Origin of the sequence: Saliphagus sp. GCM10025317 (assembly GCF_042663665.1) — an archaeon.
Lineage (GTDB): Archaea > Halobacteriota > Halobacteria > Halobacteriales > Natrialbaceae > Natronosalvus.
In genome coordinates this window covers 892895-915624 of sequence record NZ_JBHTAQ010000007.1, presented here as the reverse complement: position 1 = coordinate 915624, position 22730 = coordinate 892895, and the positions used below count along the sequence as shown (strand labels likewise).

Sequence of the window (22730 nt, the reverse complement as noted above, 5' to 3'; positions counted from 1 at the left end):
GGACGCTCCCGTTCGCAAACGCGGGTATCGTTCAATTACCAGTGATCGTCGCGTAAAAGAACGTATTAACCGGCCGTACCAAGAGCGACCGCCGGGTGGAGTAGTGGCCGGTTTACCGACCCAAAAACCGATAGACTGCAACGGGTTAACCGGGTGTACCAAACCCCCTAAGTCGACACCGGTACTCGGGTGCAGTATGAGCACAGCAGTCGCCGCCGACCTCACGAGCAAACAAACCCGTATCCTGCGGTACCTCCGCGAACGCGCCACGACCAAGACGTACTTCAAGTCCCGACTGATCGGCGAGGAACTCGGGATGACCGCGAAGGAAGTTGGCGCGAACATCACAGCGATTCAGGACGGCGATTACGACATCGAGATCGAGAAGTGGGGCTACTCCTCGAGTACGACCTGGAAAGTGCTCCTGTAACCGGGCTCGGTAGCAAGAGATCGAAATTCTCGCCACGTCGTTTACATCTCACGTGCTCGATAGCGGCGTGGCTCGTTGCATTGAGCACATTTGGAAATCGAAATCAAAACCGAAACTGACCCGCCGATACCTGCCTCGAGCCATAGCTCCGACCAGGCTACCCGTCGTAGCTGATCAACGCGTCCGCGTCCCGCGCCAGTGTCACCGCTCGCTCGCCGAACGAATCGGCGTAGCGAACGAGCAACAACAGGACGGTTTCGGGTCGTTCGACCGCGTACCCGTCTTCCCGAGAGAGCAAACCGGCCTCCTCGAGTTCGCCCGCGTACTTGCTCACCGTCGGCGGGGACACCTCGAGGGCGGCCGCCAGATCGCTCGCCGTCGCGTCTGGGTTCGAGAGGAGTTCGACGAGCATGCCTCGGGGGGTCGCTCGCCGGAGATACCCGAGGGCGTTCTTCTCGAAGCCGTCGAACCGGGCGGCGGGGACGAACCGCTTGTAGTCGCCGTCGCTGTAGGATTCGACGAGGTCGAGTTCCTCGAGTCGGCGCAGGTGGTGCTGGGTCTCGCCGGTTCCGAGCTGGAGGTCGTCCCTGATCTTCGAGAAGTGTGCACCGGGGGTCGTCGAGAGGTAGCCGACGATGGCGTCTCGGGCGTCGCTCTCGCCCGTGTCGGCGGCGGCTGACTCCGAAAACCGCGTGAGCGGCGAGGCCGCGCCGACGGCGGCGAACCGCCGAAGCGTGGCTCGTTTCTTCTCGTCGACCCCATCGGACCCTGTCATGTGCTGCGTATCGTTTGAAAAGCGGCGGAGGGTAAAACGCGTTTCGCTCCACCGCGTGTAGAGAAAATCGAGCGGTGACCACACTGACTCACGTCTGCCGCCAGACGAGGCAGGTCCTTCGACTCAGTCGTTTTCCGGCGAGGTCGGCTCCTCGCTCGAGGAGTCGAAGTCCTTGTCGATTCCGCCGATGCTCTCCTCGGTCTCGGTCTCCGCGATCGTCCCGGTGTCCTTCCCTTCTTTGATCGCCTGGGCCTGCTGTTCCATCGCCTCGAGGTCCATCTCGGCTTCCTGGTCGATCTCGCCGATGATCTCCGCGATGTCGTCGAGGCCGATGAGTTCGCGCGTCTCCTCGTCGAACTCGAGGCTATCGAGGCTCTCGCCGTCGGCTTTCACGTCACTGCCGGTGAGGTGCTTGCCGTAGCGCCCGACCATCGAGGACAGTTCCTGAGGCAGGACGAACGTCGTCGAGTCGCTCTGACCGATCTCCGCGAGCGTCTCCAGCCCCTTGTCGATGACGGCGCGCTCGCCCATCGACTCGGCCGAGCGGGCACGAAGGACGGTCGAAATGGAGTCACCCTGGGCCTCGAGGATCTGACTCTGCTTTTCACCCTGTGCGCGGATGATCTGGCTCTGTTTGTCACCTTCGGCCTTCTCGACGGCGCTCCGGCGTTCACCCTGCGCCTCGAGAATCATGGCACGGCGTTTCCGCTCGGCGGAAGTCTGTTGTTCCATCGCGCGCTGGACGTCCTTCGAGGGGTTGACCTCGCGGACCTCGACGGACTCGACGCGGATCCCCCACTCGTCGGTGGGTTCGTCGAGTTCCGTACGGATGCGCGCGTTGATCGCCTGGCGCTTGTTCAGCGTCTCGTCGAGTTCCATGTCACCCAGCACGGCCCGCAGGGTGGTCTGGGCGAGGTTCGAGACGGCGGTCTTGTAGTTGTCGACCTCGAGGAACGCCTTTTTGGCGTCCATCACGCGGATGTAGACGACGGCGTCGGCGGTCACCGGCGAGTTGTCGCGCGTGATCGCCTCCTGGCGAGGGACGTCGAGCGTCTGGGTCCGCATGTCGAACGTGTACGTCTGGGAGACGAACGGCGGAATCACGTTGATACCGGGCTCGAGCAGTTTTCGGTATTCCCCGAAGACCGTCAGCGCGCGCTTTTCGTACGCGTTGACGATCTCGATGGCACTCAGGAGCGCCGCGAGGACCACGATCAGGAGGAGGGCACCGATGAAGAGCCCAACCGTTGCCGCTTGTGCGAGTATCAGCTCCGGAACCATACGCGGAACTTATGTCGGTGGGACTAAAAGCGTTCCCTTATTTCGCTAACATTTCTCTCAGCCCGACCCTTCCGTCTCGGAGACGGTATCTCGAGACGAGGCGTTTTCGGCGTCCGCCCGCCTGGCTTCCCTGGCCAATTCTCGGTCGATGCTGTCAGTCTCGAGCGCCTCGAGCGACGCCACGGTCAGGACGTTCCCGCCGCCGGGATCCAGGACGATAATCTCCTCGCCCTCCTCGATCGTCCCGTCGTGTGATCGCGCGGAGTAGTACGGGGCAAACCCGCCGTCCTCGAGTTTGACCTCGCCGCTCCGGTTCGTGACCGTCTTGGTGACGTAGCCGGTCGACCCCGCGAGCGAATCCGAGTCGCGGGTCTGGGCCGTTCCCTTCCCACCGTAAAAGTCGAACTCGCGGTAGACGTAAGTCGCGATCACACCGATGACCAGCGTCAGCGCGACGAGGACGAACGGGCTGAGCGTCAGGGGGAGAAGCATCCCGACGAGACCTGCGCCAGCGAGGGCGACGCCGATGACGATGAGGTGTGCGCCCGGGGAGATCGCCTCGAGCACCATCAATCCGAGCCCGGCCGCCAGGAGCACCACGGGGAGATTGTCGACGAGGAATTCGACCATGCGTGAGGGTTAGGTCTCAGTCCGATTAAAGGTTTACCGCGGCCGGCCACTCAGATGGCGAAGATCGAGCCGAGTCTCACCATCACGAGCACCATGGCGATCGCCCCGAGCAGCACGAAGACGGCGCCCTCGAGGGACGGATCGCCCGATCGGACCGGCTGGTTGTTCGGTTCGGGTTCGGAAGCGGACGGATCGTCGGGGGCGGCGGGACCGTCGTCCTCGGCTCGCTGGCGTCGTGATGTTGGGTCTGAGATAGGGATGCGGCCCCACGCGTCTTCTTGATCGTCATCGACCCCGGCTTCGTATTCGTCGTCTGCGTCACTTCGTCGCTCCAGTCCGTCGGGTTCGGCCTGCGCGCGCTCGGTCCGCTCGCTCGCACGGTCCGAGCCGCGATCCGAGTCCCTGTCGTCCATACCTCGTCTTCGGTCGCGGCAGGCAAAAAGCCGCGGTTCGACGCTTCGTCGTCCTCGACTCGATCCGCCTAGTCCCGCGACGGTCGACCGCGAACGTCGCCGTCGTAGACGACGCCGCGCTCGCCGTCGATCGTCACCGTCCGCCCGTCCTCGAGGTCGGTGACGTCGGCGTCGCTCACCATCGGGACGCCGGTCTCGCGCGCGATGAGTGCCGGATACCCCGTCATGCCTGGCCTGGCGTCGACGATGCCGCCGATCTTCCCGACGTCGCCGGTGAACTCGGCGTCGAAGTCCGCAGAGAGGGCGATGATCGCGCCGTCGGGAATCGCTGCGAGGTCACCGTCCGTGACGCGGGCGATCGGTCCCGTCGCGCGACCGTCGACGACCACGCGGCCCGTCTCGAGGGCGTCAGCGGCGACGTGGACCTTCATCATGTTCGTCGTGTTCGCGCCCTCGAGTTCGGTCATCATGCCACAGAGGACGACGACGGTGTCGCCGCTCTCGGCTACTCCGGCGTCGAGGGCCGCCTGAACCGCCCGCGAGACGACGGCGTCGGCCCCCTGGTCCGAGACGCTGGCGTAGAGCGGCGTCACGCCCCAGGAGAGCGCGAGTTGGCGCCGGACGCGGTGGCTCGGCGTCGAGGCGACCACGGGGACGCCGGGCCGGTACTTCGCCGTCTTCAGTGCCGTGTAGCCGGATTCGGTCGCCGCGACGACGGCGTCGGCGCCAATGTCACGCGCCAGGTATCGCGCCGAGCGCGCCAGCGCGTCCGTCCGGGCCTCGCCGGCGGTCGGCACGCGCTGCTCGAGCAGTTCGGCGTACTCCCCCGAGCGTTCGACCTGGCGAATGATGCTGTCCATGGCCTCGACGACGGCCGTCGGGTGGTCGCCAACGGCAGTTTCGGCCGAGAGCATGACCGCGTCGGTCCCGTCGAGGACCGCGTTCGCTACGTCGGAGGCCTCCGCTCGCGTCGGTCGGCGGGAGTGGACCATCGAGTCGAGCATCTCCGTCGCCGTGATGACCGGCCGTCCCGCCTCCCTGGCCTTCCGGATGATTCGCTTCTGGATCATCGGGACGTCCTCCATCGGACACTCGACGCCCAGGTCCCCGCGGGCGACCATGATCCCGTAGGAGGCCTCGATGATCTCGTCGAGATTCTCGACGGCACCCGCGCGTTCGATCTTCGAGATGATCGGAATCTCGGCCCCGAAGGACTCGAGAGTCTCGCTGACCTCGTAGACGTCGTCGGCGTCGCGGACGAAACTCGCCGCGACGAAGTCGACTTCCTTCTCGGCGGCCAACTCGAGGTCACGGCGATCCTTCTCGGTGACGACGTCGAGGTCGAGGGCGACGCCAGGCAGGTTGACTCCCCTTCGCCCGCCGAGTTCGCCGCCGGTCTCGACGCGGGCGAGGACCGCCTCCCCGTCGACCCCGGTGACGGTCGTCTCGATCAACCCGTCGTCCAGCAGGATTCGGTCGCCGGGTTCGACGCTGGTGAGCGGCACGGACAGGCCGACTTCTTCGGCGGAGGCGTTCGTCCCTTCGACGAACCGAATCTCGCTCCCGGTCTCGAGGGTCACCGTCTCTCCGCCAGGGAGCGGCGCCGTCCGGATCTCCGGTCCCTTCGTGTCGAGCATCACGGCGACGGGGTTCGGCGTCGCCTCGTCGACGCGTCGAACCCGGTCGATCAACTCCGCGCGGTCCTCGAGCGACCCGTGGCTGGCGTTCAATCGGGCGACGGCCATTCCCGCCTCCGAGAGCTCCCGGATAGCCGAGCGACTGTTCGTCGCCGGCCCCAGGGTACAGACGATTTTCGCGTTTCGCATGGCCGTCAGTTGGCCGAGCGCTGTGAAAAAAGGTGCGTCCTGGACGACGTTCGACGGGGCGGTCGCGGTGGCACCTGCCTGCCAAACGATTTTCTTCCGTGACAAAGTTGTCGGACACATGCCGCTCTATGCATCGTTCGTCGACGTCGGCGACCGCGACGTCCAGAACGCACAGGAACTCGCATCGATCTGGGGGGAGATGCAGTCGGAGTTCGAGGAACACAACGCCGAGCTCAGAGATTCCTACGCCGTCCTCGGGAGTCACGACTTTCTGGTCATCTTCGAGGTACCGGACCACGAGAAGGCGTTTACGGCGGCACTGACTCTCCACCGCCACGGACTGGACTGCGAGACGATGGAGATTCTCGATACCGACGACTTCGCGTCGATCGTCGACGAGATCTGAGTACGCGCCGCCCCTGGTCACCGGAACACTTCGTATCGGAGGAGATAGCGAACCACCCCGAGCAGGTACGCCACCAGCCAGAAGAACACGTAGCCGAAGACGCCCACGCGAAGTCGCCGTCGCCAGGCACCCATGTGCTCGTGGAGATCGTCGAGGTCGACGTCCTGGTCGGGATTGCCGTAGAGGTCGTGGGTGAGTTTGACCTGGAGGATGCGAACGATCCCAGTCAGTGCGACGAGTAACATCGCGTACGCCTGGAGCCCGAAGAACGCGTGCACGGCCGCCAGCCCGCTTATCTGCTCGAGCACCCGCGGCGCCATCCAGAGGAGGACGGGAATCGTGTTCAAGGTCAGGCCCACGGCGATGACCTTCAGGTGGTAGACCAGGACGTCCCAGGTGACGATTTCCGTGTCGATCATGATCCAGGCGCCGTAGAGATAGAAGGGGAAACTGGCGGTGACCATCACGAGCGCGACGGTGGCCGTCGCCAGCTCAGAGACCATACTGGATGTCGGGAGGGTGAACGAATAAACGAAGCGAAAGCGTTCCGGGGCGCGGACGGGGTTGACTCGTCGGATTCAGGGCCCTCGAGAGGGAGGTCGATTCCGACCTTCGTGAACGAAACGTGCGTTCACCGGGTGTGAAACGTCGCCTCGCGAATCGAAATCGCCATCACGCCACGCCGGCGTTCTCGTCGCACTCGGTGGACTCGTGGAACGCCCTGGAAGCCTCGAGCACAGGATGGTCCCGCCGTCTGACGTGGTTGCTCCGCTCGTCGTACTCGAGGAGACCGACGTCGGCTAATTTCGGGAGTCCGGCGTGGTGCAGGTAGATCTCGGCATCTCGCGACGATTCCGCCGCGCAGTCGAACTGGCCGTCGACGATGTAGTCGGCGAGATCATCGAGCGAGGCGACGTCGTCGGTGCAGCGGTGGAAGTAGTCTACCACTCCACGGGTGTACCCGTTCGAGAGTATGGATTGCAGATCGTCGATTGTCTCGGGGTCGAACTCGTCCTCGAGGGTTGGTCTCGACATGGCCTAGCTAGCCGTATTTGATCCATGGAGAAAGGAGTCATTATTGTTGAGACAACCCTCTTAAGACGGGGATCAGTCGAAGTCGGCCGCAGTCGAGAGTAATATCTCACTGAGCACTTGCTTCGTGCCCCGACGAACGCGATTGGAGACGGCCTGCTGGGAGATGCCGAGTTCGTCGGCGAGTTCGTCCAGGCTCGCCTCGCTCGGCGTGTCGAAGTACCCGCGACGGAGTCCGAGGACGAGGGCTTCACGTTGCTCGTCGGAGAGGCCGAACTGGTGGACGCTTTCGGTTCGCTCGGTGACCGTGTAGGTTCGGTTGATGTGGATAGAGATGCCGCTGTCGGTGGTGTAGTTGTGAAACTGCGAGAGTTTGTCGTGGTCCGGAAATCGAACGTGGAACTCCCAGCCGCCGTTGCTGAAAGCCTGTAACACCGTCCCCTGTGCGTCCGTGATCCCCCGGATCAGGTCGGTGTGATCGTCGTGCCACGTGACGCGGTACAGAACCGCGTTCTCGACGCGGTCGATGGCGATGATGTCCTCGACGAAGCGGTGCGAGACGACCTTCTCCTCGAACGAGGCGTAGTCCTCACCTGACACCCACAGAAACGGCATTGCGGAGGTTCCCGTGGGCACGATCCGCTCGAGTTCGATGCGCATCGACGGCGGCCCGGACAGCACCTGCCCGAGGGTGAACTGGTCGTTCTCGACGGTAAACTCCAGCGTGACGCTCATTGCTAGCCGACGGTATCACGGCCACGTACGTATTGATGTTGCCTGATACCACGTCCCTGCTCTGTCTATCACCCCCGGTCAGAGATGACTCGGCGGCACCACCATTGCTGTCAGCGAACGTCGCGGCGCTTATGCGGCTACGGGTCCCATCGTCGAACGATGACCGACGCTTCGGACGAACCGCCCGCCGGCCGAACGACCGAGCCGTCGGCCGACGCTTCGGCTACGGAAGACGACGACCAGTCAGTCGAGGATCTCCGCCGGCAGGTCGAGGCGAAGTACGACTTCGAGAACTTTAGCGAGGCCGACATGGCCGAGATAAGTCCGGAGGAGTGGGACGTCGCCTTCGACGCAGACACCTGGATCACCGGCGACGAGCTCCTCGAGCGCGTCGAACGGGAGCTCAAAACCCGAATCGCCTACCGGGAGGTGTTCGCGATGCTCGAGTACGCCGTCGTCGACGGCCGACGAAGTCTCGTGGCCTATTCCGACACCGACTACGCGATTATCTTCCCGGACGGGACCGTCGAGGGTCGCGGAACGGTCGTTCGCGACGTCAAACCCACGGTCGCCCTGTGCTCGATGGAGAGCTACGACGTCGAGGAACCGCCCGCTGACTGGCACCTCCCCGAGCCCGCCGACCTCGAAGGCGAACACAGCGAACTCGGCAACTGGATGCTCCAGTTGCTCGCGATTGCACAGCTCGTCATTGGGGTCATCGCGATCGGGATCTGGCTCGTGCAGGGGCTCCAGTCCTAGCTCATCCTCGGCGTCGTGGGCATCGTGCTCGTCGTCATCTCGCTCGTGCTGTTCTTGATGGTGGCGAACGCCCGACTCTCGGATCGATTCCGGACCGAAGCGTACGAATCGCGCCTGCGAACGATCGGCTCCGGGGACCGACCCTCGTTTCTCCCCATCGACGACGAGGCCTTCGAGCGCGACGCACCACCCCGAAATCGGTCGCCGCTCGAGGAGTAACCCCACGATACCGCGGGGCACGGTCAGCGTCTGCATCGGTGGGTTTAAGCGAACACGTTCCTGAGTCCACACTGTATGAAGAGGCGGGAGTTTATGGTAGCGGCCAGCGGCGTGTCCGGGGGTGCCGTAGCCGCCACTGCTGCGACACCCGTCGTAGCCCAGGAAGAAGAGGACGGTAACGACACCGAAACAGGTGACGGTGGCGAAGGAAACGACACCGAAGCCGGCGGAGGCGGTAACGAGTCGTCCGGTGACGGTGGCAACGAGTCAGCCGGCGGCGGTGGAGGCGGCGGCACCGAAACCGTCGAAGTCGACGACAACGAGTTCGTTCCCGCAGAGTTAACCATCGAGCCCGGGACGACCGTCACCTGGGAGTGGGTCGGCTCCAACCAGCACAACATCAACCCCGGAAGCCAGCCCGAGGACGCGAACTGGGAAGGCCAGACGGACCTCCAGGCCGAAGGGACCTACGAACACACGTTCGAGACTGAGGGCACCTACGAGTACGTCTGTGACCCCCACGTGAGCGTCGGAATGACGGGCTCCATCGAAGTGACCTCGGACGCAGGCGGCGGAGGCCCGGCGACCGCCGACGTCGACATCCACGAACTCGGCGTCCCGATCCAGAAGCACTTCGTCGGGGTCGCGTCGTTCTTCGCGATTTTCATCGCCCTCACGTTCACGTTCTACCTGCTGAAGTACGGTGAATCGGCCAACACCAGCAGTCCAGGGAGGAAATAACCATGTCATCGTCAGGAAGTACGTACGGCGACATTCACCGCTACGAACCCGCGCGCGAGAGTACCGCCGCGGCAATCGCGATCGTCCTGTTGACGTTCGTCCAGATCATCTTCGTCTCGCTGTTCGTGTACGGCCTCTCGGCAAACTGGGGGGTCGCCGGACTCGACGCTGGCGTCGGGAATACGCTCCTCGGCTTCTTGCTGTCGGCGATCTTCCTCAACCTCGGGTTCATCCTCCTGCTGTACCGCAAGGAGTTCCTGCCCGACGTGATGATCGTCAAAAAGCGCCGTCGCAAGTGGGAGGACCTCTACGTCCGCGAGTCGGACGTCGAAGGGCAGTCGCTTTCCGACGAAGCCGGTGCATGGGACACGATCAAACGCGCAATCTACCCCTACTACAAACGATAACAATGGCTAACGACGACAAATATCCAGTCGAATCCGATCGTCGCCGCTTCGTCAAGGGCGTCGTCGGTGGCTCCGTGCTCTCCGGCATGCTGACGACCGGCGCGGTCGCCGTCTCCAGCGCGACCGCCCCCTCGAGCGGCGGCGGTGGATTCGTCAACTACTTCGGCGCGGAACGAACCGCCGGTCCGGCCCCCCGCGGACTTCCACAGATTCCCATCGAGATCGACGACGATGGGCAGTTACTCGGAATCTGGCCCGAGCCGGAAACGCAAACCCTCCCCGACGGGAGCGAATTCACCGAAGCGAGCATGGAACTCGGCGGCATCGAGTACACGACCGAGTGGTACCAGTACTGCGGCGTTCAGACGTTCGGCGGGATCAAACCCGACGCCGATGGCGAGGATCAGGTCCTTCGCTACGACGCCGGCTCCTACGACTGGATGTCGGACGTCGAGAACGGCGACCCGATGCTCACCGAACATTTCGAGGACTACGACGAGTGGACCAACGACATCGGTGAACCGGGCCAGGGCAAACCCGCGACGGGAACCTGGCGATCACAGAACGTTCCCCCGGAACAGACTGTTCCCATTCTGGTGATCAAGACGGATCAACTCGACGTCGACAGCATGGACGACGCCACCCGCGAGTGGGTCGAAGCGTCCTGCCCCGAGGACGAAGACGGCGGGCGCTACCTCGGCTACGTCAACAAGTGTACGCACTTCTGCTGTGCGCCGGGTTACCGAACGCTCGACGACGCAGCGGCGTTCGGCGCCGCGAACGAAATCTACTGCAACTGCCACAACTCCGTCTACAAACCCTTCAACATCATCGAACAGCAGTTCGTGGCGCTCCCGCGACCGGCGGGTGATGATGAATGAGCCTGGAGCGCAAGGACGAACATGATCACGACGCGTGGCTCGCCGAGAAGGACCTCTCACTCATCGAAAAGTCCTACCTGACGATGCTGATCTGGCTCGACCGACGGCTCCGTCTCGTCGACTACCTCGAGTTGCTGGAGGACATGTACTACAAGATCAACCTCCAGATGCCAAAGAGCCACACCGAGCAGTACAACCTGGACAACAAGTTCTGGTACTGGTATCCGCTCTACGCACTCGGTTCGTTTTCACTGCTCGCGTACATCGTCGCCGCACTGAGTGGCGCGTTACTGGGCTTTTACTACTCCCCGTCGACGGCCGGCGAGACGCCGGTTGCCTACCAGACGATCGAGTCAATCATGGCAGATCTCAACTTCGGGTTCATGCTCCGGAGCATCCACCGCTGGGCGGCCCAGGTGATGGTCGCCGCGGTCTTCTTGCACATGCTACGCGTCTACTTCACGGGCGCGTACAAGGAACCCCGAGAGGTCAACTGGCTGCTCGGCGTCGTACTCTTAGCACTGACCGTGCTCTTCGGGTACACCGGCTACCTCCTGCCCTGGAACCAGCTCGCGTTCTGGGCGGGACAGATCGGCGTCGAGATGGCGATTTCGGTCCCCATCGTCGGCGAGTGGGCCGCGAACCTGTTGTTCGGTGGTCTCAGCCTGGGACAACCGACGCTCCAACGGATGTACATCCTGCACGTGTTCGTGTTGCCGTTCGTCGTCACGGCGCTCATCGCGCTTCACATCGGCATCGTCTGGGTGCAGGGCATCGCCGAACCACACTGATCCACCATGACTGATACAGACACCGACGCAAACGACGACGTCCGAACCGACGGAAGCGGCACCGGCATCGTCGCCCCCGACGACGAGGTGCCGACCTGGAGCGAACGCAAAGAGCGAACGACCGGGCTCTCGCGGCTCACCTACGAGTACTTCGAGCGGGCCCGCCGGGAGGACCAGGACCTCCGCCAGGAGTCGAGTTACATCGAGCGTGACGTGCTCGGCTTCCCCGCCTGGCCCCACGAGACGATCCGAAACCTCGCACTCGCGAGTTTCTTCGTCGGTATGTTGCTGTTCCTCGCGGCGCTGTTGCCGCCGACGATCGAGAGTCCAGCGAATCCGGCTGAAACGCCGTCGGTCATCCTGCCCGACTGGTACCTCTACTGGTCGTTCGGCCTGCTGCACCTCGAGTCGCTGAACCCCGAACTGGCGCTCGCTGGTGGCGAGAAGATCATGTCCGACCAGCTCTACGGCGTGCTGGCGAACGGCGCCGTCTTCGGCGCGATCGCAATCCTTCCGTTCCTGAACAAGGGGAGCGCCCGGCGGCCCGTCGAGGAGCCGTTCTGGGCGTCGATCGGCGTCGGCGGCGTCATCTTCGCGTTCACGCTGTCGCTCCTACCGATCGAGGCCATGTTCCCCTGGGACGTTCACATCACGTTCGACATGGCGTTCTTCCTGCCCGTCATCGGCGCCATCCTCACCTACGCGGTGTTGAAGACGATGCGGGAGGGGTACATGTACAACCTCAACAAGCGGTACTACCGATTACGACCGCCGCGGTAGGTCGTCGCGTACGGACTGTTATTTTCGTCGTTCGCTGTGTTGTCCAACCAGCCGCGTGTTACCCATCCAGTCGAGCCGCTCGACTCGAGACGTAATGGAGTGAAGTCACAGTACTCATTTTCCGTCGCCGCGTAGCCTGACTATGAGCGGCTCAGAATCGGGGTCAGACCCGCCGGCGGAAGAGGCACGGACGGGACAGCGCGAGGGTGGCCCCGATGATCGGGGTAAAGTCGAGAGCGAAAGCGATGACGACGCCGAAGGACCTCGAGTCGGCGCCTCGGGCCAGCGCGAGGTCGTCGTTCCCATGCGGTTGTACAAGACTGTCACCGTCTTCTCGACGCTCCTGGCGGTAATCGGCATTCTCGGCGGGTTCATCGTGCTCGACGTCGCGACCGATCGAGCCCAGGCGGCGGCCTCGGACGTGAGCATCGGGCTGGCGTTGCTCGGCGTGGCGTTGATCGCGGGCGGGGCCGGAGCCTACGCGTTCTCGACGCGATTTCGGACGGCGGGAATGGGAAACGCTAAAGACGACGCCGACGAAGGACCACATAATGGCTGACGAATTCGTCAAGGGCTTCGTGATCCTGTCCCTCGGAATACTGATATGGATGACGTTCGCCGGCTGGTACAACACACCGTCGTTCTACGACACCCAGCTCGTCGGACCGAACCCCGAAGACCCCGGTACGTACACGACGCTGGCACTGGTCGTCAAGGAAGCGGCGTTCTACTTCGGCATCCTGGGCGCGGTCACGTTCTGGGCGCTCATCCCGGCCGGCCGTCGCGTACGAACCCACTACGCCGAGAACAACTGAACGCCCCTCTCATCGCATCTTTTTCCGGCTCCCGCTCGGTTTTCTGTTCATCTGTCCATCGAGGGTCTGCGTTCTCGAGGACGGTCTACCGACGGTTACGCTGGTACTCGTGGTGACTCGAGTCGGTGCTGAAAGTCAGTGGCTCGAGTCAGTGGATCGGAGCCGCTGGCTCGAGTCAATAGATTAGACAATAGCTCGAGACGAATCAGTTCGAGCGGTCACGGCCATCACCCGTCACTGTTCGCCGCGTCTCGGTAACCAGGATCGGAGATTGAACCCGAACTCGTTGGCGAGCTGGATGTCCTTGTCCGTGAACGCATCAGTGACGACGAGGGTGGCCACGTATACGAAGAGAACCACGAGCGGGAGCGTGGCGACGACGACGAGGTGCGAGTCGACGAGGAGGACGATCGGAAGCCCGGCGAAAGCGGCCGGGATCCCCGCGAACACGACGGTACCGAAGTCTCGAGTGAAGGGGTGGATGCCGTCTACGACGTGGAGTTCGCCCAGGGTCAGGAGGCCGACGACCACGAGCGCGGACGCCGATCCGATGGCGGCCCCGTTGATGCCGTAAATCGGAACGAGGAGGAACGAGACGACGAGGTTGGTGCCAAAGAGCGCGAGAGTATTGGCGAAGACGATGCGGGAGTAGCCCATCCCCTGCAGGAGGGTGCCGTCAGGGCCGCCGAAGGTGACGTTGAACAGGAAGGCCATCGCGAGGAGGGCGACGACGGCGCTGGCTTCGCCGTACTGTGGCGTGTACATCACGGAGAGAAACGCTTCTGCGCCGAGGGAGATGATGATCGCGAACGGGAGGGTGATACCCGCGATCCAGCGAGCGGCGACACGAAAGCGCTCCTGGACGAGGGCGGTGTCGTCTCGCGTTTCGGCGATGAGTGGTTTGAACACGGGCGAGAGGGAATTGAAGATGATCATCAACCCGGAGCCGAGCATGTAGCCGACGCGGTAGATGCCGACCTCGCCCGAGTCGAGGAAGTACCCGAGGACGAAGTAATCGACGTGGCCCATCAGGACGAAGACGACGCTCGTCATGGCCAGTGGCACCGAGTAACGAATCATCGGCCCCGGCGCGACGGGTTCGAACGATGCCGACATGATCTCCCAGGCGCGGTAGATAAAGAGGAGGGCACCGACCACGATGCACACGAAGAGACCGACCACGTAGCCGCCTGCGAGTCCGAGTAACCCGAAGCCGGTTAAGAGGAGTGCTGCAGTGACGACGAACCGAACCACCGGGCGCACGATGTCGCGCATCACGACCCGGTACTGGAGCTTCTTGATGCTGTAGAAGGACTTGAGCAGGACGTTGTACATCGCGAGCATCGGAATCGTCACCGCCAGCAACAGGAGTGCGACCTCGAGCGAGGGCTCTCGGAAGAAGACGCCGAACTGTTCGGCCGTCATCGCGAGGGCGAGCGCGACCAGCGACGACGTGACCAGGACGGTCGCCGTCACCTGCACGATGACGCCTTTTGCCTTCCCGGGTTCGTCCGCCTCGAGGTACTGGGGGACGAAGTAATCGATCGCCAGGGGTAATCCGAGGTTCGCGAACACCTGCATGAAGAGGATGACCGACGTCGCGAGCACCCACAGTCCGTAGACAGAGGGGCTGACGAACCGCGTCATCAGCATCACGATGGCGAACGCGAGGACGCCGTTGAGTACGTTCCCGACGAACGTGATACTCCCCTGTTTCGCCAGCGTGGAAACCCCTGAATCGTGTTCGGTCATGTCCTCGAGAGTCGTGTATTGAGTCGACTGCTGGGTTGGCGATTCGGCTCGGGTCGGTCACAGATACCCGCTCAGACGCTCGTCGCTGGTTCGAGTTCGTAGCTGGCGACCTCTCTGGCCGCCTCGCCGAAGTGCGGAAACTCCACTTCGAACGGCCAATCGGTTCCCTCCGTCGTGTCGTCGATGTGTTCGATGACGGTGTCGAGTTCCTCGCCGTCAGCGTCGAAGAACGTCGCCCGAATCTCGACGTAGGTCGGTTCACGTTCCCCCTCGTTGCGGATGAGTCCCCAGACAGAGACGCTCTCCTCGTCGGTCCAGGGGTTCTCCCGGAGGAGGTCCGACCAGACGACCACCAGATCCGTCGGCTCGAGGATGTCCTCACCGCTGTCCGTCAGGAGGTCGAGACACCCCGAGAGGGACAGCGAGGCGAGGGCGGTCGACGCGAGGAGCGCGCGGCGTTTCATACGCGAGTCAGCTACCAGTTCGACGGGTCGACTCTTCAGCCTTCGGGAACGGCCGCGTCGAGTGAACGACGCCGACCGCCCGTCGTGGGAGGTCTCGAGTCGAACGAGCGGCTTTGCGGCGACTGGTGTGCGCTCGAGCCGATTCGATACGTTTTACTACCTGGTCGTACCACCTGTGAATATGAGCGAGTTCGAACCGTTCAGTGACGTTGGCGAAGCAGACGTAACCCGAGCGATTGGACAGGAGTGGACCGAGGAGTTCATGGACTTCTCCGATTCGGACGTCATCATCGTCGGTGGCGGCCCCTCCGGGCTGACCGCCGCGAAGGAACTCGCCGAGCGCGGCGTGAAGACGATGGTCGTCGAGAAGAACAACTACCTCGGTGGTGGGTTCTGGCTCGGCGGCTTCCTGATGAACAAGGTCACCGTCCGCTCCCCCGCACAGCGGGTGCTCGAGGAACTGGACGTCGAGTACAAGCCGGCGGCCGACACCGAGGGGCTGTACGTCGCCAACGGCCCCCACGCCTGCTCCGCGCTGATCAAGGCCGCCTGTGACGCAGGCGCCAAGATGCAGAACATGACGGAGTTCACGGACATCGTTATCCGCGAGGATCACCGCGTCGCTGGTATCGTGATGAACTGGACGCCGGTCCACGCTCTGCCCCGCGAGATTACCTGCGTCGACCCCATCGCCGTCGAGGCGGACCTGGTGATCGACGCGACGGGCCACGACGCGATGGCGATCACCAAACTGGACGAGCGCGGCGTCCTCGACGCGCCCGGTATTCGGGACGCCCGGGAGCGCGGCACGGTGATGGACCAGACCGACGGCGATACCTACGGCGCCCCCGGCCACGACTCGCCCGGCCACGACTCGATGTGGGTCGGCAAGAGCGAGGACGCCGTCGTCGAACACACCGGCCTCGTCCACGACGGACTCATCGCGACGGGTATGGCGACCGCGACCGCCTACGGCCTGCCCCGAATGGGCCCGACCTTCGGTGCCATGCTCGTCTCCGGCAAACGCGCCGCCCAGGTCGCCCTCGATGAGCTCGAGGTCGACGCCGACCCGGTGGAACTGACGAGTCGAGTTCCCGCGGACGACTGAGACGGTCAGTCACCGCCTCGTTCCGGAGCCGGTGATCAGCGCCGAAAGCTACAGCATTTAGGGGCCGCTCGAGAAACGGTCGATATGACCGTCATCGTCACCGGCGCGACCGGCGGCGCCGGTAGCTGGATCGTCGAGGACCTCGCGCGAGACGGCCACGACGTCGTCGGCGTCGACCTCGAGCGTCCGCCACGGGCCCGCGAAAACGTCACGTTCCTCGAGGCCGATCTCAGGGAGCAGGGCCAGACGTGGGAACTTCTTCAGACGTACGAACCCGACGCCGTGGTCCACTTCGCCGCGATTCCGCGTAACGGGATCAAACCGGGAGCCGAGACGTTTCTGACGAACGTCGAGAGCACCTACCACGTCTTCCAGGCCGCGGGCCGAGTCGGTGCGGACGTCGTCTGGGCCTCGAGCGAGAGCATCTACGGATCGGTCTTCGCGGACGAACCGTGGCTCCCCGAGTACTTCCCGATCGACGAGGACCACCCGCTGCGGCCGGAGGATCCTTACGCCACGTCGAAACTCGTCGGCGAGGACCTCGCCGCGGCGACCGCCCGCAAATACGGCATCTCGGTGACGTCGATCCGACCCTCATGGATCACGTATCCGGGAAGCCAGCAGACGGCCCGGGGCCGGGAGACGTTCGATCCGGAGACGGCGGACCCGAACGGCAACTTCTGGTCGTACGTCGACGTTCGCGACGTCGTCTCGATCGTTCGAGCGGTGCTCGAGGCGGACCCCGAGGCCGGACTCGACGGACACGACCGTGGGAGCCACGAGGCGTACCTCGCAGCGGCCGAGAACAACTTCCTCGGCCGTCCGACCGCCGAGGTGATCGAGACGGTCTTCGGCGACCTGCCCGACTCCTGTGCCCTCGAGGAGGACCAGTCGGCGTTCAGTACCGAGAAGGCAAGGCGGGAACTCGACTGGCGGCCCGAGCACACGTGGGAGGACGCCGAACTCGAGCAGGTGCCGGGGCCGCTGTTTCTGGAGTGAGCGACGCGATCAGGTTCGTATCTCGGTCCGCCCGATGACCTTCATATCTCGGCCCGTTCGAGGATCGACCACAACGGTTACACCTGATGGTACCACTACGTCGTACCATGGTCGAGCACGTCGCCATCTATCGCGCACCGACCACCGTCGTCGACGCCGACGCCGTCGCCGCGTGGCTCGAGCCGCGACTCGAGGCGTCGATAACGGTACGAGAACGGTTTCTGAACGACGTTGGCGGCGACGAGTTGGCAGAGCGGTTCGCGGCTGCCCGAATTCGAGGGCCGCGCGAGCGAGAGACGGGAAACACGATGCTCGGAACCGTTCGCTACGAGAAGCGCACCCTCGAGCATCCCGAGCGGGAAGGCGGCGTGCTCTACGACGGCGCGCAGATCGCTCGCGCTCTCAACCGGGAATTGCCGGCCGACGAGGGAGGACTCGAGTGGGCCCACGTCGTCCTTCTGGACCGAGCACTCGCGACGTGGGGCGACCACGACGGACGCTGGCACAAGCGGGTGACGGTTCCCGGTCAGCCGGCGCTCGTCTCGATTCCTGGACTGTACGAGGCGCCGGCCAAACCCAAATCGTACTACCAGGAACAACAGCGTCGGGCGCTGGTTTCGGGCGACGTGCCGCCGAGAGAGATTCTCGAGCGCGACGTCGCGGACGAGTTCCTCCTCGAGGACGACCCCCGGACGACCGACACGATTTGCGGGTACGTGCTCCAGGCCGTCCACTACCTCGAGACTGGCGAGCCGTTCTGTGCGGAGCCGACCTGTCGGCTGTACAACGCCCACACCCACGAGGGCGTCGTTCGGGCTCAGCTATCAGGGACGGCGTTTTGCGCCGACCACGCCGCGGTTTACGCGGATGGGGACGCTAAGGCGGATGGTGGCGCTGAGGCGGACGCGGTCGATGGTGCGGGCGTGAATGCGGATACTGACAAAGATGCGGGCGACGGCGCGGATTCAGTCGCGAATACCGTCGCTCGCGGTCGCGCTCGCACCCGCTCGAGCGATCACTCGTCGTCGAGCGCGAGCGACGACTCCGGACGGTAATCGCTGCCGACCGGCGAGGCGGGTGCCACCGGTACCGACTCGTCCAGTTCGATCGCTCGCTCGACGATGCGCCGAGTCTCGAGGTCGAGGTCAGGTCGAACGACGCGTCCGTTCTCGGCGTCGTAGTCGATAAGCCCCAGGTCGTCGAGTTTCGGCAAGTGATTGTGCACTAGCGAAACGGTGATCATCGAGTCTCGCACGACGGCGCCGTCGGCCCCCGCTCGCTCCCAGCCGACGACCTCGTCGCAGAGTTCCTCGACGCCCATCCGCGGACGGGTCAGCAGCAGCGACATTACGTACCGGCGACGGGCGTCCGAAAGCGCCTCGAAGACCGCCTCCACCGACGGTGTTCGTGCGGTTGACATAACTACTACCGGGACCCTCTCCACCTCAGTAATTTCGCCAAAAATATTTGGGTAGCTACTCGAGGAGCCGAAACCTGACGCGTTCCTCACCGCTCCCAGCAGTTTCGCGGCCGGTGATCTCGAGCGTGCCGAGCTCCGCGGTCGACTGGACGTGCGTGCCGGCGCACGCGACCCGGTCGAGGGGGTCGTCCGCGTCTCCGATCTCGACGATTCGGATCTCCGTGATACTGTCGGGCAGGAGATCGATGCGCGTGCGTTCGAGGTCCAGGTCGGCTTCAGCGACGTCGCGCTCGAGTTCGTACCAGCGAACAGGGAGGTCGTCGGCGATCAGGTCGTTGATGGCCGCCTCGATCGTCGCGAGGTCGTCGTCCTGGAAGCGCTCGTACGCGCAGTCGAGGCGGGCCCGGTCGGCGTAGAGCTGGTTGCCCGTCGTCGGCGCGTCGTAGGCGTCCAGTAGGTACGCCGAGAGGAGGTGCTGGGCCGTGTGATAGCGCATGTGCGCGAACCGTCGATCCCAGTCGAGTTCGCCGGTTACGGTCGTTCCAGGCTCGAGGACGTCCGCGATTGGCCCGTCCGTCGAATCCGTACCCGTCTCGAGATTCAGGGCGTGGTACACCGTGTCGCGTTTCTGGACGTCAGCGACGGGCCACTCGAGCGCCTCTCCGTCGGAATCGACGCGGAGAGTCCCCGTATCTGCCGGCTGACCCCCACCTTCGGGGTAGAAGTGCGTTCGATCGAGGACGACGCGGCCGTCCTCGAGGACCCGTTCGACGGAGGCGTCGAACGTTCGGACGCTCGAGTCCTCGAGATACAGGAGGTCGGTCATAGGCGAGCCCAGGGGCTCGAGGGAGATATATGCTGGCGAGTGTCGTCGATAGAGACAAAAACCCAACGTCTGTCCATCGCCCCGAACCAAAGGCTAAAGAGTGAATCACGCTAATGTTCGTGTAATGACTATCGTTCGTATATTGCGGAGGGATCTATCGTGGGTGTCGAGATAACCGAGACCACGGTCACCGACGCCGAGTTCGAGGCCATGAAACAGTTCGTCTTCGAGTACCTCGCCGCTAGCGTCGAGAAGGAAGACGAGGGCGGCCGGATGCGGTGGTACCCCTGGCACTCCGCCGAGTACCGTCACAACCACATCCTCAACGTCGTCGACCTGGCGACCGAAATCGCCGAGGAGGAGGGCGCCGACGTCGACGTCACGCGCGTCGCCGCGCTGTTTCACGACGTCGCGAAACTCGAGACCGACCAGGAACTCCACGCCGAGGCCGGCGCTCGCGTCGCCCGCGAGTACCTCGAGGCCCAGGGCGAGTACCCGGAGTCGTTCATCGCCCAGGTTACCCGCGCCATCGAGTATCACTCCTACCAGGGGGACGTGACCGACCTCTCGATGGAGAGTCAGTGCGTCATCGAGGCCGACCTGCTCGACAAGATCGGTGCCAACGGGACGGCGCTGATGCTGTTGCGGATGGGTTACGAGGCGCGGACGCACATGGACGCCGACGAGATGGTCGACCGGGTTCTCGAGCGCGGCCTCGACGCCGCCTCGCGCGTCCGGAGCGACACCGCCGACTCGATCGCCCACCGTCGACTCAAGCGCGTGAAGTGGTTCCGTGAGTGGCTCGAGGACGAGATTGCGGCGCTGGGCGAGTAGCCGATAGCTGGCCCCTGCTCTCGGCCTCGGTCTGTGATCGATATCGCCCGTCGCCAGCCGTGCGTCCCGTCACCGCCGTGCGAACGGTAGCGATTTGGGGATTCGGGCCAGAGTCCCGACTATGACTGCCGTTGCTCGAGATCGGGTTCCCCACCTGACGGCCCTGCTCTCACTCGTTTCCCTGGCGCTCGTGTTCGGCGCCGCTGGCGGCGTGATTCCACAGTCGGCCGTTCCGCGGCCGCCCGCGTGGCTCCTCGAGGCGATTCCCACGGTGAACGTCCTCGTGAGCCTGACCGCCATCGTGACGATCACGACGGGGTGGCGCGCGATCAGACGCGGGAACGTCGACCGCCACCGCCTGTTGATGATGGCCTCGGCCGTGCTGTTCGCGACCTTTCTCGTCCTGTACCTGTACCGGCTGGTGGTCCTCGGCGGCTCCCAGCCGTTTCCGGGCTCGGACGCGATCCGACTGTACGTCTACCTGCCCGTCCTGGCGATCCACATCCTGCTGGCGATCGTTTGCATTCCCTTGCTTTACTACGTCCTGTTGCTCGCGGCGAGCCACAGCGTGCCGGAGCTTCGGCGAACCGCTCACGCACGTGTCGGGCGAGTCGCCGCGGCGCTCTGGCTCGTCTCGTTCAGCCTCGGCGTCGTCGTCTACGTGTTGTTGCACGTGATCTACTGACCGGTGCCCGACGAACGCGCACACCAGCTTCACTCGAGACCGACACCCGACACAACAGTGCGACTCGAGTACAGCCGCCCGATCAGTCGTCCGCGTCGGCCGTCACCTGCCCGATCTGCGGGCGGGTCACGTCGCGGTCGGTCGCTTCACCGTCGATGTCGTAGGGGTACTCGCCGGTGACACAGCCCAGACAGAGGTCGTCCCGGTCGGTCTCGAGCACCTCGGCGACGGCGTCTGGCGAGAGGTACGCGAGGCTGTCGGCACCGATGGTGTCGCCGATTTCGGGGATCGTCTTGTCAGAGGCGATGAGTTCCTCGCGGGTCGCCATGTTGATCCCCATGTAACAGGGGGCGACGATCGGTGGCGCGCCGATGCGCATGTGGACCTCCTCAGCCCCAGAGTTCTTCAGAAGTTCGACGAGCTGGTTCGAGGTTGTCCCGCGGACGATTGAGTCGTCGATGAGGGTGACGGTCTTGCCCTCGACAGTCGAGGTGATCGGGTTGAGTTTGAGTCGCACGGCGCGCTCGCGCTCGTCCTGGGTCGGCATGATGAACGTCCGGCCGACGTAGCGGTTCTTCATCAGGCCCTCCGCGAATTCGACGCCGTCGTCGTCCTCCTCCCGGGGCTCTCCCTGGGCAGTCGTCTCGTCGGCGGCGTCGGCGTACCCCGAGGCAAACGCGCGCCCGGAGTCGGGGACCGGCATGACGACGTCGGTCTCGACGCCGCTTTCCTCCCAGAGTTTGCGCCCGAGTCTGCGTCGGGCCTCGTAGACCAGCGTGCCGTCGATCTGGGAGTCCGGACGGGCGAAGTAGACGTGTTCGAAGAAGCAGTGAGCGGTCGCCTCGGCCTCGACCAGCTGGTAGGAGTCGAACCCGGAGCCGTCCTCCTCGAGGACGACGAGTTCTCCGGGTCGGACGTCGCGCACGAACTCGCCGCCGAGGGTATCGATCGCCGCGGATTCGGAGGCCAGCACGTAGCCGTCCTCGAGTTCGCCGAGACACAGCGGGCGATTCCCCTGCGGATCGCGAACGCCCATGACGGTCTCGTCGTGCATGATCGTCAGCGAGTACGAGCCGTGAATCCGCTGCATCGTCCGCTTGACCGCTCGGATCAGGTCCTCCTCGAGCAGGTTGCGCGCGAGGTCGTGGGCGATCACTTCGGTGTCGCCGTCGGAGGTGAAGGCGTGGCCGAGTGCAGCGAGGTCGTCCCGAATTTCGTCGGCGTTGACGAGGTTGCCGTTGTGGCTGAGTCCGAGCGAACCCGATTTGAACGAGACCGAGAACGGCTGGGCGCAGGAGGTGTCGATGCTCCCGGCGGTGGGATACCGAACGTGACCGATCCCCGCCGCACCCGCGAGCGACTCGAGGTCGGCCTCGTCGAAGGCGTCGCCGACGAGTCCCAGTTCGACGTGGCTGTGTTGCTGGAAGCCGTCGTGGGTGACGATGCCGGCGGACTCCTGGCCGCGGTGCTGGAGCGCGTAGAGTCCGTAGTAGAGCGGGCGCGCGACGTCGCGGTCTGCGAGTGCGATACCGACGACGCCGCACTTCTCAGTCATCCCTGTTCGCCGGGGTGTCTCGCCCCGCCCATCAGTCATGGCTGAACCTACCGGGCCAGGGCGATAAAAATCCCCCGTGTTCGTGCTCGCATCCGCGATTTCGAGAGGAAGAATATGCGCGTTCGTGCATATGTACGCGTCGTCGTCGAGTTTCCGACCGTCGTCG

General features: G+C 64.2%; 26 protein-coding genes and 2 pseudogenes. 15 read left to right on the top strand and 13 right to left on the bottom strand.

The features are described from left to right. The first annotated feature begins 196 nt into the window (after positions 1-196). Positions 197-430, top strand: coding sequence for a DUF7123 family protein (locus ACFQS4_RS19105; protein WP_254158051.1), 234 nt, complete (start codon positions 197-199; stop codon positions 428-430). A 157-nt stretch (positions 431-587) separates the two neighbouring features. On the opposite strand, the gene ACFQS4_RS19100 is transcribed toward ACFQS4_RS19105, so the two are convergent. The 5 genes from ACFQS4_RS19100 to pyk all read right to left on the bottom strand — a co-directional run bounded on the left by ACFQS4_RS19100 (position 588) and on the right by pyk (position 5355). Beyond that, positions 588-1205 carry a winged helix-turn-helix transcriptional regulator gene (locus ACFQS4_RS19100; RefSeq protein WP_500195489.1) on the bottom strand — a complete coding sequence of 206 codons (618 nt, stop codon included), beginning with the start codon at positions 1203-1205 and terminating at the stop codon, positions 588-590. A 123-nt stretch (positions 1206-1328) separates the two neighbouring features. Then, a complete protein-coding gene (locus ACFQS4_RS19095; protein ID WP_254158053.1) occupies positions 1329-2486 on the bottom strand; it encodes an SPFH domain-containing protein in 1158 nt (385 codons plus the stop codon). A gap of 57 nt (positions 2487-2543) precedes the next feature. After that, positions 2544-3116, bottom strand: a complete 573-nt coding sequence (locus ACFQS4_RS19090; protein WP_500195486.1) for an NfeD family protein — start codon at positions 3114-3116, stop codon at positions 2544-2546. Positions 3117-3166: 50 nt separating this feature from the next. Next, positions 3167-3529, bottom strand: a complete 363-nt coding sequence (locus ACFQS4_RS19085) for a DUF7312 domain-containing protein (protein ID WP_500195483.1) — start codon at positions 3527-3529, stop codon at positions 3167-3169. Between the two features lie 68 nt (positions 3530-3597). Continuing rightward, positions 3598-5355 carry a pyruvate kinase gene (pyk, locus tag ACFQS4_RS19080; RefSeq protein ID WP_500195480.1) on the bottom strand — a complete coding sequence of 586 codons (1758 nt, stop codon included), beginning with the start codon at positions 5353-5355 and terminating at the stop codon, positions 3598-3600. 118 nt (positions 5356-5473) lie between these two features. Between pyk and ACFQS4_RS19075 the strand changes: the two genes are divergently transcribed. Beyond that, entirely contained in the window at positions 5474-5761 is a 288-nt protein-coding gene (locus ACFQS4_RS19075; protein WP_500195477.1) for a GYD domain-containing protein, read from the top strand. Positions 5762-5778: 17 nt separating this feature from the next. On the opposite strand, the gene ACFQS4_RS19070 is transcribed toward ACFQS4_RS19075, so the two are convergent. The 3 genes from ACFQS4_RS19070 to ACFQS4_RS19060 all read right to left on the bottom strand — a co-directional run bounded on the left by ACFQS4_RS19070 (position 5779) and on the right by ACFQS4_RS19060 (position 7528). Next, positions 5779-6264: a DUF7321 family protein gene (locus ACFQS4_RS19070; RefSeq protein WP_500195474.1), complete on the bottom strand. Its 486-nt coding sequence runs from the start codon at positions 6262-6264 to the stop codon at positions 5779-5781. Between the two features lie 169 nt (positions 6265-6433). After that, on the bottom strand, positions 6434-6796 hold the full coding sequence (locus tag ACFQS4_RS19065; RefSeq protein WP_500195472.1) for a DUF7344 domain-containing protein: 363 nt from the start codon (positions 6794-6796) through the stop codon (positions 6434-6436). A gap of 72 nt (positions 6797-6868) precedes the next feature. Then, a complete protein-coding gene (locus ACFQS4_RS19060; protein WP_500195470.1) occupies positions 6869-7528 on the bottom strand; it encodes a helix-turn-helix domain-containing protein in 660 nt (219 codons plus the stop codon). A gap of 84 nt (positions 7529-7612) precedes the next feature. Here ACFQS4_RS19060 and ACFQS4_RS19055 point away from each other — a divergent pair. From ACFQS4_RS19055 to ACFQS4_RS19020, 8 genes and pseudogenes are all read left to right on the top strand, one after another. Beyond that, positions 7613-8506, top strand: a pseudogene (locus ACFQS4_RS19055) (DUF7319 domain-containing protein). Positions 8507-8581: 75 nt separating this feature from the next. After that, positions 8582-9247, top strand: coding sequence for a plastocyanin/azurin family copper-binding protein (locus tag ACFQS4_RS19050; protein WP_500195467.1), 666 nt, complete (start codon positions 8582-8584; stop codon positions 9245-9247). 2 nt (positions 9248-9249) lie between these two features. Next, on the top strand, positions 9250-9654 hold the full coding sequence (locus tag ACFQS4_RS19045) for a DUF7318 family protein (protein WP_500195465.1): 405 nt from the start codon (positions 9250-9252) through the stop codon (positions 9652-9654). Between the two features lie 2 nt (positions 9655-9656). After that, entirely contained in the window at positions 9657-10535 is an 879-nt protein-coding gene (locus ACFQS4_RS19040; protein ID WP_500195463.1) for a ubiquinol-cytochrome c reductase iron-sulfur subunit, read from the top strand. After that, on the top strand, positions 10532-11326 hold the full coding sequence (locus ACFQS4_RS19035) for a cytochrome b (RefSeq protein ID WP_500195459.1): 795 nt from the start codon (positions 10532-10534) through the stop codon (positions 11324-11326). Before ACFQS4_RS19040 ends, ACFQS4_RS19035 begins: the two co-directional genes overlap by 4 nt. Before the next feature lie 6 nt (positions 11327-11332). Continuing rightward, positions 11333-12106: a cytochrome b family protein gene (locus tag ACFQS4_RS19030; protein ID WP_500195457.1), complete on the top strand. Its 774-nt coding sequence runs from the start codon at positions 11333-11335 to the stop codon at positions 12104-12106. Between the two features lie 142 nt (positions 12107-12248). Then, positions 12249-12665, top strand: coding sequence for a DUF7315 family membrane protein (locus tag ACFQS4_RS19025; protein ID WP_500195454.1), 417 nt, complete (start codon positions 12249-12251; stop codon positions 12663-12665). Beyond that, the gene (locus tag ACFQS4_RS19020; protein WP_500195452.1) at positions 12658-12921 is read left to right on the top strand and encodes a DUF7314 family protein; all 264 of its coding nucleotides are present in this window, start codon (positions 12658-12660) and stop codon (positions 12919-12921) included. The genes ACFQS4_RS19025 and ACFQS4_RS19020 overlap by 8 nt, the downstream gene beginning before the upstream one ends. 234 nt (positions 12922-13155) lie before the next feature. Here ACFQS4_RS19020 and ACFQS4_RS19015 read toward each other — a convergent pair whose 3' ends face one another. Then, on the bottom strand, positions 13156-14673 hold the full coding sequence (locus ACFQS4_RS19015; RefSeq protein WP_500195450.1) for a flippase: 1518 nt from the start codon (positions 14671-14673) through the stop codon (positions 13156-13158). A gap of 71 nt (positions 14674-14744) precedes the next feature. Beyond that, entirely contained in the window at positions 14745-15137 is a 393-nt protein-coding gene (locus ACFQS4_RS19010) for an FxLYD domain-containing protein (protein WP_500195448.1), read from the bottom strand. 181 nt (positions 15138-15318) lie between these two features. Here ACFQS4_RS19010 and ACFQS4_RS19005 point away from each other — a divergent pair, with 181 nt between their 5' ends. From ACFQS4_RS19005 to ACFQS4_RS18995, 3 genes and pseudogenes are all read left to right on the top strand, one after another. Beyond that, complete coding sequence (locus ACFQS4_RS19005; protein WP_500195445.1) at positions 15319-16245, top strand: sulfide-dependent adenosine diphosphate thiazole synthase; 927 nt, start codon at positions 15319-15321, stop codon at positions 16243-16245. A gap of 84 nt (positions 16246-16329) precedes the next feature. Next, entirely contained in the window at positions 16330-17244 is a 915-nt protein-coding gene (locus ACFQS4_RS19000; RefSeq protein WP_500195443.1) for an NAD-dependent epimerase/dehydratase family protein, read from the top strand. Positions 17245-17351: 107 nt separating this feature from the next. Beyond that, positions 17352-18107: pseudogene (locus ACFQS4_RS18995) on the top strand (DUF7001 family protein); the annotation flags it as partial. A gap of 152 nt (positions 18108-18259) precedes the next feature. Here ACFQS4_RS18995 and ACFQS4_RS18990 read toward each other — a convergent pair. After that, positions 18260-18664 carry a DUF7344 domain-containing protein gene (locus tag ACFQS4_RS18990; protein ID WP_500195441.1) on the bottom strand — a complete coding sequence of 135 codons (405 nt, stop codon included), beginning with the start codon at positions 18662-18664 and terminating at the stop codon, positions 18260-18262. Positions 18665-18719: 55 nt separating this feature from the next. Continuing rightward, positions 18720-19490: an alanyl-tRNA editing protein gene (locus ACFQS4_RS18985; protein WP_500195439.1), complete on the bottom strand. Its 771-nt coding sequence runs from the start codon at positions 19488-19490 to the stop codon at positions 18720-18722. 159 nt (positions 19491-19649) lie between these two features. On the opposite strand from ACFQS4_RS18985, the gene ACFQS4_RS18980 reads away from it, so the two are divergent. Both ACFQS4_RS18980 and ACFQS4_RS18975 read left to right on the top strand, forming a co-directional pair. After that, a complete protein-coding gene (locus ACFQS4_RS18980) occupies positions 19650-20324 on the top strand; it encodes an HD domain-containing protein (RefSeq protein ID WP_500195437.1) in 675 nt (224 codons plus the stop codon). 121 nt (positions 20325-20445) lie between these two features. Further along, complete coding sequence (locus ACFQS4_RS18975) at positions 20446-21009, top strand: DUF420 domain-containing protein (RefSeq protein WP_500195435.1); 564 nt, start codon at positions 20446-20448, stop codon at positions 21007-21009. A gap of 82 nt (positions 21010-21091) precedes the next feature. Here the strand turns inward: ACFQS4_RS18975 and purF are convergent, their stop codons facing one another. After that, positions 21092-22564 (bottom strand): amidophosphoribosyltransferase, encoded by a 1473-nt coding sequence (gene purF / locus ACFQS4_RS18970; RefSeq protein ID WP_500196675.1) that lies wholly within the window; start codon positions 22562-22564, stop codon positions 21092-21094. Positions 22565-22730 lie beyond the last annotated feature (166 nt).

Bases quoted from the DNA above. Each gene is read 5' to 3' on its own strand.
- ACFQS4_RS19070 (WP_500195474.1), bottom strand. From the start codon at position 6,264: ATGGTCTCTGAGCTGGCGACGGCCACCGTCGCGCTCGTGATGGTCACC.
- ACFQS4_RS19090 (WP_500195486.1), bottom strand. From the start codon at position 3,116: ATGGTCGAATTCCTCGTCGACAATCTCCCCGTGGTGCTCCTGGCGGCC.
- ACFQS4_RS19030 (WP_500195457.1), top strand. From the start codon at position 11,333: ATGACTGATACAGACACCGACGCAAACGACGACGTCCGAACCGACGGA.
- ACFQS4_RS19000 (WP_500195443.1), top strand. From the start codon at position 16,330: ATGACCGTCATCGTCACCGGCGCGACCGGCGGCGCCGGTAGCTGGATC.
- ACFQS4_RS19075 (WP_500195477.1), top strand. From the start codon at position 5,474: ATGCCGCTCTATGCATCGTTCGTCGACGTCGGCGACCGCGACGTCCAG.
- ACFQS4_RS19065 (WP_500195472.1), bottom strand. From the start codon at position 6,796: ATGTCGAGACCAACCCTCGAGGACGAGTTCGACCCCGAGACAATCGAC.
- ACFQS4_RS19060 (WP_500195470.1), bottom strand. From the start codon at position 7,528: ATGAGCGTCACGCTGGAGTTTACCGTCGAGAACGACCAGTTCACCCTC.
- ACFQS4_RS19010 (WP_500195448.1), bottom strand. From the start codon at position 15,137: ATGAAACGCCGCGCGCTCCTCGCGTCGACCGCCCTCGCCTCGCTGTCC.
- ACFQS4_RS19045 (WP_500195465.1), top strand. From the start codon at position 9,250: ATGTCATCGTCAGGAAGTACGTACGGCGACATTCACCGCTACGAACCC.
- purF (WP_500196675.1), bottom strand. From the start codon at position 22,564: ATGACTGAGAAGTGCGGCGTCGTCGGTATCGCACTCGCAGACCGCGAC.
- ACFQS4_RS19025 (WP_500195454.1), top strand. From the start codon at position 12,249: ATGAGCGGCTCAGAATCGGGGTCAGACCCGCCGGCGGAAGAGGCACGG.
- ACFQS4_RS19035 (WP_500195459.1), top strand. From the start codon at position 10,532: ATGAGCCTGGAGCGCAAGGACGAACATGATCACGACGCGTGGCTCGCC.
- ACFQS4_RS19005 (WP_500195445.1), top strand. From the start codon at position 15,319: ATGAGCGAGTTCGAACCGTTCAGTGACGTTGGCGAAGCAGACGTAACC.
- ACFQS4_RS18990 (WP_500195441.1), bottom strand. From the start codon at position 18,664: ATGTCAACCGCACGAACACCGTCGGTGGAGGCGGTCTTCGAGGCGCTT.
- ACFQS4_RS18975 (WP_500195435.1), top strand. From the start codon at position 20,446: ATGACTGCCGTTGCTCGAGATCGGGTTCCCCACCTGACGGCCCTGCTC.
- ACFQS4_RS19095 (WP_254158053.1), bottom strand. From the start codon at position 2,486: ATGGTTCCGGAGCTGATACTCGCACAAGCGGCAACGGTTGGGCTCTTC.
- pyk (WP_500195480.1), bottom strand. From the start codon at position 5,355: ATGCGAAACGCGAAAATCGTCTGTACCCTGGGGCCGGCGACGAACAGT.
- ACFQS4_RS19040 (WP_500195463.1), top strand. From the start codon at position 9,657: ATGGCTAACGACGACAAATATCCAGTCGAATCCGATCGTCGCCGCTTC.
- ACFQS4_RS19020 (WP_500195452.1), top strand. From the start codon at position 12,658: ATGGCTGACGAATTCGTCAAGGGCTTCGTGATCCTGTCCCTCGGAATA.
- ACFQS4_RS19015 (WP_500195450.1), bottom strand. From the start codon at position 14,673: ATGACCGAACACGATTCAGGGGTTTCCACGCTGGCGAAACAGGGGAGT.
- ACFQS4_RS19100 (WP_500195489.1), bottom strand. From the start codon at position 1,205: ATGACAGGGTCCGATGGGGTCGACGAGAAGAAACGAGCCACGCTTCGG.
- ACFQS4_RS19105 (WP_254158051.1), top strand. From the start codon at position 197: ATGAGCACAGCAGTCGCCGCCGACCTCACGAGCAAACAAACCCGTATC.
- ACFQS4_RS19085 (WP_500195483.1), bottom strand. From the start codon at position 3,529: ATGGACGACAGGGACTCGGATCGCGGCTCGGACCGTGCGAGCGAGCGG.
- ACFQS4_RS19050 (WP_500195467.1), top strand. From the start codon at position 8,582: ATGAAGAGGCGGGAGTTTATGGTAGCGGCCAGCGGCGTGTCCGGGGGT.
- ACFQS4_RS18985 (WP_500195439.1), bottom strand. From the start codon at position 19,490: ATGACCGACCTCCTGTATCTCGAGGACTCGAGCGTCCGAACGTTCGAC.